The sequence below is a fragment of the Blautia hydrogenotrophica DSM 10507 genome (assembly GCF_034356035.1).
GTDB lineage: Bacteria > Bacillota > Clostridia > Lachnospirales > Lachnospiraceae > Blautia_A > Blautia_A hydrogenotrophica.
This window is the reverse complement of sequence record NZ_CP136423.1, coordinates 3365405-3380112: the sequence shown is the minus strand read 5'-3', so window position 1 is coordinate 3380112 and position 14708 is coordinate 3365405. Positions and strand designations below refer to the sequence as shown.

General features: G+C 44.2%; 14 protein-coding genes. 9 read left to right on the top strand and 5 right to left on the bottom strand.

The genetic code is table 11. From position 1 onward, the window contains the following. Window positions 1–35: 35 nt before the first annotated feature. The 7 genes from BLHYD_RS16190 (at window position 36) to alsK (ending at window position 7165) form a co-directional block, all read left to right on the top strand. Window positions 36–1454, top strand: a complete 1419-nt coding sequence (locus BLHYD_RS16190) for an ABC transporter substrate-binding protein (RefSeq protein WP_005951864.1) — start codon at window positions 36–38, stop codon at window positions 1452–1454. Window positions 1455–1516: 62 nt separating this feature from the next. Then, on the top strand, window positions 1517–2404 hold the full coding sequence (locus BLHYD_RS16185; RefSeq protein ID WP_005951863.1) for a carbohydrate ABC transporter permease: 888 nt from the start codon (window positions 1517–1519) through the stop codon (window positions 2402–2404). Continuing rightward, window positions 2404–3228 carry a carbohydrate ABC transporter permease gene (locus tag BLHYD_RS16180; protein WP_005951861.1) on the top strand — a complete coding sequence of 275 codons (825 nt, stop codon included), beginning with the start codon at window positions 2404–2406 and terminating at the stop codon, window positions 3226–3228. The genes BLHYD_RS16185 and BLHYD_RS16180 overlap by 1 nt, the downstream gene beginning before the upstream one ends. 65 nt (window positions 3229–3293) lie before the next feature. After that, the gene (locus BLHYD_RS16175; RefSeq protein ID WP_005951859.1) at window positions 3294–3437 is read left to right on the top strand and encodes a hypothetical protein; all 144 of its coding nucleotides are present in this window, start codon (window positions 3294–3296) and stop codon (window positions 3435–3437) included. Window positions 3438–3661: 224 nt separating this feature from the next. Further along, window positions 3662–4957, top strand: a complete 1296-nt coding sequence (locus BLHYD_RS16170) for an aminotransferase family protein (protein WP_005951855.1) — start codon at window positions 3662–3664, stop codon at window positions 4955–4957. 62 nt (window positions 4958–5019) lie between these two features. Next, a complete protein-coding gene (locus BLHYD_RS16165) occupies window positions 5020–6189 on the top strand; it encodes an ROK family protein (protein WP_005951853.1) in 1170 nt (389 codons plus the stop codon). Window positions 6190–6229: 40 nt separating this feature from the next. Then, the gene (alsK, locus tag BLHYD_RS16160; RefSeq protein ID WP_005951851.1) at window positions 6230–7165 is read left to right on the top strand and encodes an allose kinase; all 936 of its coding nucleotides are present in this window, start codon (window positions 6230–6232) and stop codon (window positions 7163–7165) included. A gap of 104 nt (window positions 7166–7269) precedes the next feature. Here alsK and BLHYD_RS16155 read toward each other — a convergent pair whose 3' ends face one another. From BLHYD_RS16155 to BLHYD_RS16135, 5 genes are all read right to left on the bottom strand, one after another. Next, entirely contained in the window at window positions 7270–8070 is an 801-nt protein-coding gene (locus tag BLHYD_RS16155; protein WP_021845831.1) for an ABC transporter permease subunit, read from the bottom strand. Then, entirely contained in the window at window positions 8063–8968 is a 906-nt protein-coding gene (locus BLHYD_RS16150; RefSeq protein WP_005951845.1) for an ABC transporter ATP-binding protein, read from the bottom strand. Before BLHYD_RS16150 ends, BLHYD_RS16155 begins: the two co-directional genes overlap by 8 nt. A gap of 284 nt (window positions 8969–9252) precedes the next feature. After that, window positions 9253–9462 (bottom strand): hypothetical protein, encoded by a 210-nt coding sequence (locus BLHYD_RS16145; RefSeq protein ID WP_005951843.1) that lies wholly within the window; start codon window positions 9460–9462, stop codon window positions 9253–9255. Between the two features lie 127 nt (window positions 9463–9589). Continuing rightward, entirely contained in the window at window positions 9590–11575 is a 1986-nt protein-coding gene (locus BLHYD_RS16140; RefSeq protein ID WP_005951841.1) for an FUSC family protein, read from the bottom strand. Window positions 11576–11801: 226 nt separating this feature from the next. Next, window positions 11802–12704, bottom strand: coding sequence for an AEC family transporter (locus BLHYD_RS16135; protein ID WP_050769941.1), 903 nt, complete (start codon window positions 12702–12704; stop codon window positions 11802–11804). 187 nt (window positions 12705–12891) lie between these two features. On the opposite strand from BLHYD_RS16135, the gene BLHYD_RS16130 reads away from it, so the two are divergent. Together BLHYD_RS16130 and BLHYD_RS16125 are read left to right on the top strand one after the other, a co-directional pair. Next, window positions 12892–13332 carry a MarR family winged helix-turn-helix transcriptional regulator gene (locus tag BLHYD_RS16130; RefSeq protein ID WP_005951837.1) on the top strand — a complete coding sequence of 147 codons (441 nt, stop codon included), beginning with the start codon at window positions 12892–12894 and terminating at the stop codon, window positions 13330–13332. Between the two features lie 2 nt (window positions 13333–13334). Then, window positions 13335–14642 carry an MATE family efflux transporter gene (locus BLHYD_RS16125; RefSeq protein ID WP_005951833.1) on the top strand — a complete coding sequence of 436 codons (1308 nt, stop codon included), beginning with the start codon at window positions 13335–13337 and terminating at the stop codon, window positions 14640–14642. Window positions 14643–14708 lie beyond the last annotated feature (66 nt).

Below are 14708 nucleotides of genomic sequence, written 5' to 3'. Positions count from 1 at the left end.
AAAGTCTGAATTTTAGAAAGTGATGGGGTAAGTCTATGAAAAGAAATTATGCAAGAGTGTTATTGGCGGCGATGATGGCAGTCAGCTTACTGGGGACGACAGGCTGCGGTGGTGGAGACAAGGAAGCCGAGACAAGTGCAGATACAGCTAGCGAGGATTCTGGTGGAGAAGGAGCAAGAAAATTTGAGGGAACGACTCTTTACATGATTGCTGAGCAACAGAAACCCACAGAGGCACTTCAGAAACAACTGGATGCGTTTACGGAGGAGACCGGTATCACAGTAGATCTGGAGATGGCGCCATACGATAACGTTATTCAAAAAGAGACACTGGCGTTTGAGAGCAAATCTGGCGCTTATGATATCATTGCAGCTCCATATCAGTTCCTAGGAAATCTGGTAGAAAATGAGTATATCCAGCCTCTTAGTACCTTTATGGAAGACGAGTCGCTGAGTATCATCGAAGATTACGACGAGACGGATATCATAGAGAACCTTTGGAACGCATCCGGTGAGTGGGAAGGTGAACTTTATGGCGTACCTTCGAACTCCTGCATAGATATGCTGGCTTACAGAAAAGATCTGTTTGAGAACGAAGAGGAGAGAGCAGCATTCAAAGAAGAATACGGCTATGAGCTGACGGTTCCGGAAGATTGGGATACCTATCGGGATGTGGCAGAATTTTTCACCAGAGAAAAAGGAGAGACCCTGGCAGGTGAAAAACTAAAGACCAATTTCTATGGAGTTTCCATGTGTGGAAAGAGACATGACGCTACCACCTGTGAGTGGCTGAACTATGCTTGGTCTTTCGGTGGCGGGGTGTTTGATGACGAGGGAAATCTGAATATCAATTCTGCGGAATCTGTGGAAGCATTGGAATATTTCTGTGATCTGGCTCAGTTTGCTCCTGAAGGAATTGCAAGCAAGACGTGGGATGAGCAGACAACAGAAATGCAGCAGGGTATCGCGGCTATGTCGGTTTTATTCAATGACAATTACGCGGCTTTGGAGGACCCGGATTCTTCCACGATCGTAGGTAAGGTGGGATATACTACAGTACCTGTGAAAGAAAAAGAAGTTGCTCACTATGGTGGCTGGGGATTCTATATTCCTACAGACTCCAAAAATCCAGAGGTAGCGTGGGTATTTATGCAATGGTTCAACACTCCGGAAGTACAGAAAAATATTGCTCTGGACGGAGGGTTCCCAAACCTACAGTCCTGCTATGAAGATGAAGAATTAAAGGAGATTCCTTATTGGGAGGGCTCTCAGAAAGCATATGAAATCAGTACCACCAGACCGAGAATCGCAGAATGGCCAAAGATGGATGAGATTTTAATGCTTCAGTTATCCAATGCGGTAACCGGTGAATCCACTCCGCAGGAGGCTTTAGATCAGGCTGCGAAAGAGTTCGAAGAGCTGCTGGGCGAAAAGCTGCCCATTCAGTATCAATAATATGACATTGAGGGCGGTGTCACAAAACACCGCTCTTTTTGAAAAAAGGGGGAGACCGACCCATGAAGAAAAAAAGTTTGGAGAATCATTCGCGGTTAGCAGTAGCTTTTCATCTACCGGCATTTTTCGTATTGTCGGTGATTACTTTAGGACCACTGCTTTATACGCTGAAGATTAGTTTCTTTGATTATAAGCTGTCTAGTTCTGGCAGTGAAGATGTGTTTGTGGGACTGCAAAACTATATCAATATGTTCCAGGACGCGGAATTTATGAATTCCATGGCAAAAACGTTTATCTTTATGGCTTGTTCCGTTACTCTGGAAGTCATCATTGGAATCGCTCTGGCCTTGATTTTGAACAGCATACCGAAATTTCGTAGACTGTTCACCTCCTTGACCTTGATTCCTATGATGGTTGCGCCTCTGGTAATCGGTTTGATGTTTAGTTTTTTCCTGAATCCACAGTTCGGGTTGTATGTCTGGCTGGTGGATACCCTGCATCTGCCTTTGCCTACGGTTTTGACAGACGATTCCTTTCTTGCAATGGTGGTTGTGATTCTTATGGATGTCTGGGAATGGGCGCCGTATCTGGGTCTCGTGTTCCTTGCGGGCCTTCAGTCAATCTCAGGAGAATACTATGAAGCTGCGAAAGTAGATGGGGCTACGGCGGGACAGACCTTCCGCTATCTCACGATTCCGCTGATGAAGCCGGTACTGGTCGTGGGAATCCTGCTCAGAGCGATGGAGACATTTAAAGAGTTTGACAAACCATACATTTTGACAGGCGGCGGGCCTGGAAACGCGACGGAAGTCATTGATATCTATACATACCGTCAAGCATTCGTATCTTTTAACTTTAGCTATGCGGCGGCGATCTGTGTCATTTTGTTTATTGTACTTTTGGCCTTCGGTATGATTTACCAGAGAATTGCAATGAGAGGTGATGACTGATGAGAAAAAGTAGAATTCGGAAAAATATAGTGTTATATGTAATTTTGATTATATTTCTGGTCATTACCTTGCTGCCTTATTTCTGGCTGGTTTTGACCTCGTTTAAGACAAGGGTAGACTCCTTTGCGATTCCGCCTAAGATTTTCTTCAGTGCTACGCTAGACAACTACAAAGCGGCCTTTTTGGACAAGGGCTTCTTGATGAATTTAAAGAACAGTATCATCATTATGCTGTTTACCGTAGGGATTGGTCTGGCGCTGGGACTTCCATCATCCTTTGCCTTCTCTAGATTTAAGACCCGAAAAGATCAGGTATTGTTGAACTACTTGTTGGGAACGCGTTTTACACCGGTTGTGGTTCTGGCTCTTCCATTGTATCTTCTGATGAGTAAGATAGGGATGTTAAACAGCTATGTGGGAATTATCGTGGCTCATGTGGCGTTCAATCTTCCGTTTGTAATCTGGATGATGAAGGGATTTTTCGACGCGATTCCTAAGGAGATTGATGAGGCAGCCAGGGTGGAAGGTTACTCTTGGTTCAAAGTTTTCTTAAAGATAGACATTCCCTTGGTGAAAAGTGGACTGGCGGCGACGGCCGTGTTCTGTGCGATCAACTCATGGAATGAGTTCTTGATGGCGTTGATTCTGACAGGGCGTGATACGGTGACTATGCCAGTGGGTGTGCCGGGCTTGCTGACTCCCCAGGGAACTATTTGGGGACAGGTATCCGCAGTAGGAACGGTTATCACAATTCCTGTGCTGATCTTCGCGATTTTAGTACAGAAGCATATGATTGCAGGTATGACGATGGGAGCTGTGAAATAGTAGAAAAGTGCAAAGATACAGTTAAATAAATGGATTGGGCCGGTAAAGCAGCCGAAGGTGTTTGAATGAAGATTTATAAAGTGAAGAATTATGACGAGATGAGTAAAAAGGCAGCGGCCATCCTTGCAGCTCAGGTTGTGATGAATCCTAGGAGTGTTCTGGGGTTGGTGATAGGGTCTACACCTGTAGGAACCTATGAGTATCTGTGAAAATGGTACCATCAGCTAATTTTGGACTTTTCAAAGATCAGGACGATGAGTCTGGACAAGTACAGGAGAATTTCCCGGGATAACGGCCAAAGCTACTACTCTTTTATGAAGGAAAAACTGTTTTACCATGTGAATACAAGGAGGAGAACACATATATTCCGGATGAGGAGGCTCTGTCGAAAGTGGAACTGTAAGGTGAGAAGAGAGAAGAAGGAGATGTTGATATGACAACATTAGAGAGGGATAAGAAGTATTTAATCCAATGCTATACGACGGATGACGTTGTGTTTTCCAAAGGCAAAGGAATATACATGTACGATGAAAACGGAAAGAAATATCTGGATTTTTCAGGACAATTTTCCGCATGTACACTGGGACATGGAAATGAGGAGATGATAGAAGCCCTAAAAGAACAGTTGGAAAAATTAGTCTCGGTGACTTCCTGTTTTGCGACAGAAGAGAGAGCTGCTCTGGCAGAAAAAATGGTGGAGATATCACCGGATGGATTGGATAAGGTGATGTTTGGGTGCACTGGTTCAGATGCCAACGAGTTTGCGTTGAAATTAGCGAAATATTTTAGAGGAGGCGGGAGGATTATCTCCTTTAGAAGAGGATTTCACGGTTCTACGGCGGGGGCTGCTGCCGCCACCGGAAAATCGGAGATGATTCAGGAAAACTCAGGGATTTCTGAGCTGCTTCCCAGAGGATTTGTGCATTCTGCCCCACCTTACTGCTATCACTGCGATTTTGGAAAAGAACCTGATACGTGTGGAATGCAGTGTCTGAAATATCTAGAGCAAACCATGCTACACGAGGGAGGAGACAGGATTGCGGCAGTGATTTCAGAGCCGATTTTCGCGGCGGGCGGCGTCATTGTTCCACCGAAAGGTTTCTGGAAAGGCGTGCGTGAGCTGTGTGACAAATACGGAGCGTTGCTGATCTTTGACGAGGTGGTGACGGGAATCGGCCAGACAGGTTCAATGTTCGCCTGTCAATATGAAGGAGTGACTCCTGACATTTTGGTGACAGGAAAGGGGCTCACGAGCGGTTATGTGCCAGGGTCGGCAATCTTGTGTCGCAGACAGATCGGAGAGGCTATGAGCAAGATCAGTCTGCACGGACATACGCATTCTTGTTATCCCCTGACTTGTCGGAGCGCACTGAAAAATCTAGAGATTATTCAGAGAGAAAATCTGGTGGAGAACAGCCAAGTGGTGGGAGAGTATCTGCATAAGAAACTTCTCGCTCTGAAAGACAAATATGATGTGGTTAAGGATGTACGTGGCCGTGGCCTGCTCCAAGGTATCGAGATAGAAGGCAGCCAAAACACGGACAAATTCGCTCTAGGACAGGAGTTGTATGAGACCATGCTCAGAAACGGACTGATCACGGAACTAGAGAGTCGCAAGAATCTGGAAAATGTGGTTGTGGTCATGCATCCGGCGCTTATCACTTCAAAGGAAAATGTCGATGAGGCAGTCGAAATCATTGACAAGTCTCTGTCAGCTTGTTTAAAATAATTTAGATAAGCGAAAAATGACACAGAAGTGACAAGCTTAGATCGGGGGGAGGTTGATACAATATGGCGACAGAGAAAAAGCAGGTTCTGACAGTAAAGAGTATTCGAAGCGTGAATACGGGAAATATTCTTCAAAGCATTATGGCAAATCGAAATAGCACCAGAAGTATGCTGGCAAAAGAGAATAAAATCAGTCTTATGACAGTGAAACATGTGGTGGATGATCTGATAGCAGCGAAAATTCTGGTAGAGAAAGATTCCTGCAATGCAGATGTGGGGAGAAATCCTAAAGTGTTGGAGATTGCGGAAAATTATGGAAATATTGTGTGCGTGAACCTCACCTCCGAGGATGAAATCAGTTTTCTGATATACGATATTTATGAAAAACTTATAGAAGAGCAAAGCATCTCTCTTACAAGTGGAAAACCTTACAGAGAGGGACTGCTGATGGCTATTGAGGCTGTCAAAGATAAGTTGAAGTCAGTCTCCACGATGACTGTAGGCATTGCGGTGTTTGTGCCAAGTGCCTACGATGAGAAGGTGGATCTGGTCAACTACGATCTGATAGCGGATTTTAAAGAACTGCATATCAGGTCATTGTTTGAAGAAGAATTCGGATTAAAAAATGTATTGATACTTCATGATGTATTTGCGGCGGCGAGATCGGAGTATGACAGTTTGAACCCGGAGATGGAGAGCCAGTTTTATTTTTATTGTGGCTATGGAGTCGGGGGATATTTTATTCATAAAAATGAGGCTGTGGCGGGCTCAGAAAATATGGCCGGGGAAGTGGGAAAGATGTTAGTTTCCATGGAAGGGGAAGGCGGCAGCTGTGTAACTTTGGAGGATGTCGTATCTATTTCTGCTGCAAAGAGAAAGATGAAAGAGTGTGGTATGGACATGCACTTTTCGGAAATGCTGGATATGTATCAGGACAGGGATGAGAGAGCAGTGGAATTACTCACGCCAATTTTAAATACGATATCCAAAGTACTGTACAATCTCTTGTGGGTGTATAATCCAACAAGAATCGTAGTGGACAGCTGCAAGAGTGGTTACAGTGAAATTATTGCAGAGCATTTCAAAAATTTTATGGAAGAGATGAGAAATGATGCAATCCCCATTCACGTGCAGATTAGACAGGCCAGATATAACGAGTATCATATGATGAGGGGCTGTTTTTATATGGTGAGAAATGCGTGGATTGAGGAGATTGCTGATTTTGTGCAGTGATGGCTCGCAGATGCATCAGGAGAAGTAGGAATGGAGTAATATGGAGAGCGTGATTATCGGAATTGACTTAGGAGGGACCAATCTGCGGATTGGGGCTGTGACGTCTGATAATGAGATGATAGCTCCTTTTGTGCTGAAAAGTTCGATTGTTGCGGATGCAGAGAAGCCAGTGGAAAAGATCTGTGAGATCATCGCAGACTACAGTGAAAAAAATAGGATACGAAAGATAGAAGCAATCTCTATTGGGGTGCCTTCTTCTGTGGAAAATGATAAGGAGACGGTAATCTGTACGACGAATATTCGTAATCGTGCAGGAGAGGTGGTTTTTTCCCATATGAATGTGGCAAAAGATATAAAAGAACGCTTTCATGTTCCTGTGTTTATCAATAACGATGTCAATAATATTTTATTGTATGATATCATGGCTAATGGGCTGGAAGAACAGAAGGTTGTGGTGGGAATTTATATCGGGACTGGTGTAGGTGCGTCAGTGGTGATAGACGGCAAGCCGTTAGAAGGCAAAGATGGGGCGGAGCTGGATTTGGGGCACATTCCTTACTTTGGGGGCACGATTTCTTGCAGCTGCGGAAAAGTGGGCTGCTGTGAATGCTACGCTTCCGGGTGGAGGCTCCAGGAAATCCGCAAGGAGTTTTATCCGGAAACTCAGATACAGGATATGTTCACTTTGCACAAGGAAGAAAAACCATTGAAAGAGTTTATACAGGCATGTGCCAATGTATATGCGATTATGGCCACTATCTTTAACCCAAATACAATGGTTGTGGGCGGAGGAGTGATGGAGATGGCGGATTTTCCGAGAGAGGAATTTGAGGCTGCTGTGAACCAGAACACGGGGACAGATGTGATGTCCTATGGATTTGATTATCTGTATTCCAAGGGAGATGTGGGAAAAGGTGTCATCGGTGCGGCTATTTTCGCGAGAAAACGGCTGAAGGATAAACGGTCGGACACATGAAAAAAAGAAGATTTCGGAAAATGTCATGGCGGCACTGGAGTCAGAGAACTTCAGTGCCGTCTTGCGAGATAAGCCCGGCAATTGGCAGTGCTGTGAGCTGGAGATCAAAGAGGAAGGTCTCTCTTGGTGAAATGAATGCCTCCCGCTGCACATAAAAGCAGTCCAAGGAGCCCAAGAATTCCACAGAACAGAAAAGCCTCGCTTTTTCCTGCGGCCAATTCTTCTGTCTTGAGTAGGCTTTCGATGGTAAAGTATTTTAGGAATTTAAGATCGCCTCCCATGTTCGCTAGCATCTGTAAAAAGAAAAACAGGACAGGAATTCCACTGCCGAATATATAATAATATTTGGAATCGCTGAACAGGCAGGCGAAAAAGAAAGCAATTCCTGTCTGGGCCAGCCAGAGCATCAGTGTTCCGATATTGAGGACGAGGTATTTGGATGTATTCAGCTCACCGGGAAACATAGCCTCAGAGGACAAAATTCCCACTGTTGTGACGCAGATCATACAAAAAATCAGATACAAAATCATAGAGATGATCTGTGTACAGATGATTTTTTTCCTGGAATTAGGCGTGGCCAGCAGACAAGCCATAGATCCCCTGTCAATGTATCTCATGACCAGTTTGTTTACCATGATGATGATAAAAATCAAGGGAAATAGTCTCATGATGAATCCGTAGAGATAAATCTGAATCCATTCGATCAGATTTGAGGCAATTCCAGTCATACCTACCGCAGACATCATTTGAGGTATTGCTTCCTGATAGTCGTTCAACATATCGGCTAGTTCAGGGTTATACATATAGATAATCACTGTTGTGTACATCGTAATCAACAGGAAAACGATTGCAAATGGAAGCAGACAGGATGTAAAGTTGCGTCTCATAAGACGAAAACTAAGCATTTTTATGTCCTCCTTCCCCATAATAATGCAGAAATAGCTCTTCCAAGCTCTGTGTCTCGGTCTGAAGATCTGTCGGCTGATAATTCGCCAGCACTCTCAGAGTATTTGGCAATTCCTTTTTTACCCGTATCTGAACTTTTCTTCCACAGACGTTTATGATGTCTAACTGCTCTACGGCAGCCAGTCTTTGTGCAGATTCTTTGTCGTGCAGCGTCACGGTATAGATTCGATTTCTAAGCTTGGACAGCTCTTTCATCTGCACAATGTCTACCAACCGTCCTTCTCGGATGATTGCTGTCCGATTGCAGGTTTTTTCTACTTCTTCAAAAATATGAGAAGACATGAAGACCGTGCTGCCTTTTTTCTTTCTTTCCAGAAGCAGCTCTACAAAACGGTTTTGCATAAGAGGGTCTAGACCGCTAGTGGGCTCATCTAATATCAGAACAGAGGGGTCTCCCATGAAGGCAGCTACCAATCCAATCTTTTGCTTCATTCCTTTTGACATTTTTTTGATTTTTCCTCTAGGATTCAGCTCGAAACGGTACAGGAGATCACGGATGGAGGAACGATCTCGGATTCCTTTCATATCTGCGATAAAATTTAAATAGGAAATCCCCGACATGTCTTCTATAAATGCGATTTCACCGGCCAGATATCCCACAGACTGCTGGATAAGGGCTGCCTGTGAAAAACAGTCTTTTCCCATGATCTGGCAGCTTCCTGATTGCGGCTTCACAAAGCCCATCAGATGTCGAATCGTTGTGCTTTTTCCGGCTCCGTTCGGGCCGAGGAAACCAAAGACCTCTCCCTGTTGGACGCCAAAGGACAGATCAAAAATTCCTTTGCCGTTTCCGAAATTCTTAGTCAAATTAGTCAATTCTATGAATGGTGGTACCATCCTGTATACTCCTCTCCTATTAGGAAGTTTTCATACACCTTTGTTCGGCGGAGAACTTTCTTCTAATTAGCTTTATTTTAATCCGATTTTCTATTTTTTCAAGACTTCTGATACACTTTTATAAATTCTTAATGTACGTGTAAATCCGGCAGACTTTCCTATTTTATACTCTTCCTTTAAAAATCTGGGGGAAATATGGAGAGCAAACGACCTTTATACCATAATATTCCACAATATAGAAATACCCCGGCATCTCAGGAAATGTGTCCTGGCGCCGGGGGGATTTAGACTCGTCTCTTTCTCAGTGTGTGATTCCAGTTTTGGCGAAGTCCTATGAAACTTACAACACCCACGTAACAGCCTACCACAAGGCCGACTACACCGATGTCTACGAAATCCATATTGGTGACTGCTGTCAGAAGCATTATGCATAGACCGGTCATCCCCACAGTGGAAAAGATTGAATTCATAATAGATATTATCTTACGGTACATCCTTCACCCCTCCATTAAAAACAAATGTTCGGAACTTATGTTCTAATCATATCACTGTTTGTTTTAAAATGCAAGAGAAAAAACGAATATATGTTCTGCTGTAGGCGCGCAAAGTGAGTCGTGCCCCTCAAGATTGATATTTTCTGCTCACTATGACATACAATTTTGATAAATTTTTTGCGTACTGAGTCATCAATATGGATAGGTTTTTCTCACCTTCTATGTACCGTTGATACTTCATGCCTTCGATGCTCTTAATTCTTTTTTCTTTTTGCAGATGAAGCATTTCCTGGATAGAATTTAACACGTAATCTGTGTAGCAGATATATTGCATCATATTCTGCCGTGTCTGTGGCTGCCATTTTTTGCGGTTAGACAAAAAGAGCATTTGTTCCATCTCCGACAACATTCTCCAGCAGAGTCCGAGAATTCTCCGATAATAAGGCTGTTCTTCTTGTACTACTTTCGGCAGATATTGTTCAATCTGGTCATAAACCATGTGATATTGAATCTGAGCATCACAGACTCTCCAATAGTCCAGAGAGTTTGTCAGTGTGTTTTCGAGAAATCTCAGATACATGTGGTGCATATGGAAAATCATTTTCCAGTTATAGCGAAACTGTGTTCCCAGACTTGTGGGAAAAAAGAATTGGTTTACCAGCAGAACCAAAAGCACCGCCACGGCTACGTAGATCATTCTCAGCTCCAACGCTAAAGTCTCCTGCATAGCCATTGTCGTCATAGACAGCGCAAAACAGGTGACAAACACCGCATGAATTCTGGTTCCAGGAGTGGCCGTGTACATACAAGCTACCATGATACTCGCCACAATAAAATGGTCAAGTGTACTGTGGCAGAAGGATAAGATAAACATCATTAAAATGCAGCCTGCGGCAGTACCCACGAAACGTGTCTTCATTCGATATTTGCTGTCTTCGTACATCGGTCTTAACAAAAGAAAAGCATTCATTGCCAGCCAATAGCCATGGTCCGCGTCAACCAAGATGTTATAGGACATGCCGACCAATAGGATGATGCTCATCCTAAGTGCAAAGCGCATCTCAAAGGCGTCTAATTTCATCCGGTATAGAAATCTTTCTTTGAGCCGCTGTTTTAGAGGAACCTTCCAGTTTTCATCTAGGATTTGATCTTCGTCCAGGTGGATTTGATCTAAGATCAGGAGAAACATTCTCAGAAAATTGGTGGCTGAGTGATAAAATTCTTCTTTCTGCTGCCGTGTCTTTAAGAGAAGCTTCTTTCCTTTTTTCTTTAATTCCTCTGTGTCCTGGTTCCAGAAATCTATATCTCCAGCCTCTTTCATGTAAGCAGACAGCTGTAACGCCAATGCTTTGGCCGTCTCGTTTTCAGGCAGAAAGTTTTTGTACTGGCCTGAAACGAAGTAGACGCATCGGTGGAAAAGCAGAGCGAACATATAACGCACTTTTCCCTGTGCAGTCACAATGTGTTTTCTTCCCCGCTTTTGATAGGCGTCTTTGTACAGACTCTTCTGAATCTGGAACAACTGTGCCGTCTCTGCCTCTGTGTCTTCTCCCCGCGCCGTTTTTTCCAGAACGTCGGCCAATAGCTGAAGTCCATGCTGCTCTGTGTGGTCTTCTGGTATGACACCGCGTTTTTGTGAGTAGGCGCAGACGATGATGAAGAAAAAGAAAAGACTGTAGAGCATAGCTTCCATCTGCTGGAAAAAGCCACTCCATCCCACAGGCATAAGTTGTAGGAAGGTGAAAGTCATCAGGCTCGAGAAATACCCCAGTTGGTTAAACTGGGAAGCCTTCGAAAAGATCAGCCAAAATGGAACCACCAAATTCAGTGCCAGACAAAGCGGTAGATTTAAGGTGGCAAAGAATGCTAAGATCTCCAATAAAATTTGTTGAAACATCATGGCGAACAAAGACGGGACGGTCGGCTGTTTTTGGTAGGTCACCTGAAATAACACTGTGACCAGAGACACGATCATGACATGTTGAATGCCAAATAGTCCTATTACACTGTAAAATAAGGCTAAAAAAAAGATAATCACCGGCAGTGCTTTCAGAAATTTCTTCTTAATACCTCTGATATATGTACAGACTGCCGGATAGTTTAGTTTTTGCAAGTGCTGTACACCCCCTGTTTGCTACCCTATTTTATGTTATAGGAAAGCGCTTTCATGCATTAGCGTGACAAGTCCTTTCCTATAACATAAATGTTCCGCTAAAGACGCATGCAAAGTGGCGCAGCGCCCCTCAAAACTGAGGGGATAGAAGGAAACTGAAGTGGGCTTGCCTATTTTGTTATTCTAGCATATTTTCGATTGCTAAGAAAGTAGTATGGCTGAATCGCTACAGAATTCTTGCCCAGAGAGGAATGGTCAAAACGGAAACGGCGGTGGAGAATATAACTAGATTCGTGGCGAACTTTTCATCAGAATGGTATTTTAAAGCCAGCATACTCGTTGTCGCTCCCGCAGGCATGCCGGCCAGAAGAGTGCTGACACCGACCACTTTCTCAGGCAGCCCCAGCCAGGTACAGGGCAGATACACCAGCGCAGGGATGATGAGAAGCCGAATCACCGTGTAGATGATAATATCCCGGTCTAGGATTTCTTTTAGGCGGATATCCGATACGATCATACCGATTACCAACATAGACAGAATCGTATTGCAGTCGCCCAGATTTCCCACGAAGGTTTTAACAGCGGTGGGGAGGGGGCACTGAGTCAGCATCAGCAGTAGTCCGATTTCACAGGCTATGATGCAGGGGTGAAGGAGGACTTTCTTTAATATTTGTTTTTTGTCGATTTCTTTGGAGAAAATCGCGAGCCCTTCCGACCACATGACGATTCTCTGCGGTATCAGGTAGATGGATGCCAACGCGAGTCCCATCTGCCCATAGACGCCTTCTGCGACCGGATTTCCCAGAAAGCCGGCGTTTGAACAGATAATACCGAATTGCAGGCTTTTGCTCCTGTCTGTCTGCATTTTTCCATACAGCAGTTTGGCCAGCAAAATGCAGCCAAATTGCAGGAACATAGAGATTAGCAGAATACTTAGAAAGCTGTGAAGTATTTTCGTGTTAAATTCAATCAAAAAAGATTTGATAATATTACAGGGAAGAATCAAGTTTACAACCAGGTCTGTAATCCCTTCTTTTCCTCTGTCTCCCACAAGCCCCAGTCTTCTCACTGCAAATCCTGTGAGAATCAGAAAAAACATTGTCATTTCCAGAGAGATCATATTGTCCATATCGTCACCGTCGCCGTGCATTATTTTCGTATCAAGCTATTTTCTTATTATACTCCCAATACCTATTACATCACAAGCCCTGTAAGGATTTTCGAGCGCCAGGTTGACAATTTAGGAAAAATTGTTTACTCTGTAATTAGTCCAAAAATGGACTATAAAAATGAATCGGCAATAGGGAGGAAGAGATATGAATGATCCACACAGTCAGGTAAAGGAATATTATGAGCTTTGGCGGGAGATGAACTGGATGTATGAGGACTGGGCGAAATCTTTCGGGATATCTTACTATGCCTTTTTGACGCTGGAAGCGGTCTGGGAAGACAGGGAGGAATGCAGCCAGAAAAAAATCTGTCAGAAATGTCTACTGTCTAAGCAGACGGTGAATATGATTTTGAAAGAATTTCAGGAAAAAGGATTTTTATACTGCACTTCTTCGCAGACAGACCGGCGTGTAAAGCTGATTCATTTGACAGAAAAGGGAGAAAAATACGTCGGTAGTATGGTTACTAGGGTGCAGGAGCTGGAAGAAAGCGTGATGAGAAGAATGGGGCCTGACAGAAGTGAAGCGATGCTGGAGAATACACGGCTGTATGTGAGGTATTTCAAAGAAGGCTACGGAGGTATTTAAAATTGAAAAAGAAATTTTTTAGCTATGTTATTCCGTCGATTCTGGGTTTCGCGCTTTCTGGAGTCTATGCGATTGTGGATGGATTTTTTATCGGCAACAGCATCGGTGACGCAGGTCTGGCGGCGATCAGCATCGCCTATCCGATCACGGCTTTTTTACAGGCGATGGGCACGGGAATCGGAATGGGAGGAGCGGTTCACTTTTCCATCAGCTTTGGGAGAAGAGACTACGAGGCTCAGAAGCGATTTTTCAGTGGGACGATTCTGTTGATGCTTTTAGCTAGTATTTTGACAGTGGGTGTATTGCTGCTTTCTAGCGAGCAGATTCTTCGCATGTTTGGAGCAAAAGGAGAACTGCTTATACTGGCGGAGGAATACATAAAGTACATCATATATGGGGCGGTATTTCAGATTCTAGGAACTGGACTTGTACCAATCATCCGCAACACCGGCAGCTCTTTTGGAGCGATGACTGTCATGATTGCTGGATTTTTGACCAATATCATCCTGGATTATCTGCTGGTGTGGGTACTGCCTTACGGCATGGCTGGGGCGGCTGTGGCTACAATCATCGGGCAAGCGGTGACGATGCTTATTTGTATAGCGCTGCTCTTAAGAAAGAGGATTCGTGCCACGGTACATTTTCAAGGGAGGTTTCAGCATACTCTGGTCACCATCTTTAAGACAGGAATCTCTCCTTTTGGATTGACTTTTTTACCGAATATTACCTTAATTTTCATGAATAAAAGCGCCATGATTTTTGGCGGCGAGAGCGCAGTGGCTTGTTATGCAGTGATCGCCTATATCACAGCGATTATTCAGCTTCTGCTTCAGGGAGTCGGGGATGGCAGCCAGCCGTTAATCAGCATTTACTACGGGGAAAAGGTATTTGGACAGATGAGACAGATCTGCAAGATGGCATACGGTTTTGCTACGGCGGTGGCATTGGGATGCATGGCGGCGGTCTTTTTGCTGAGGGGGCAGCTTCCGATTTTATTTGGGACTTCCGAGGATATCTCGCAGATGGTCTACATGGCGCTTCCATTTTTTATTGCAGGTTTTCTCTTTGTGGGAGTTTCCAGAACTACCACGTCTTATTTTTACGCGACGCATGAGAATATTTTCGCAAGTATTCTGATTTATATAGAACCTGCTCTGCTGCTGGCAATTCTCAGCACGGTACCCAGAGTCGTCGGTCTGACTGGTGTCTGGCTTGCCGTTCCCTTGACACAGATGCTGGTCTGCGGCCTAAGTGTGGTCTTGATGAGGCGGAAGCGTACTGTTCACTCATTTGCGGTTCATGAGCAGTAACACGCTTCGCGATTCTGAAAAGGGATAGTGGATTTACTCGAAAAGAATTCTATGTTAGAATTGAGG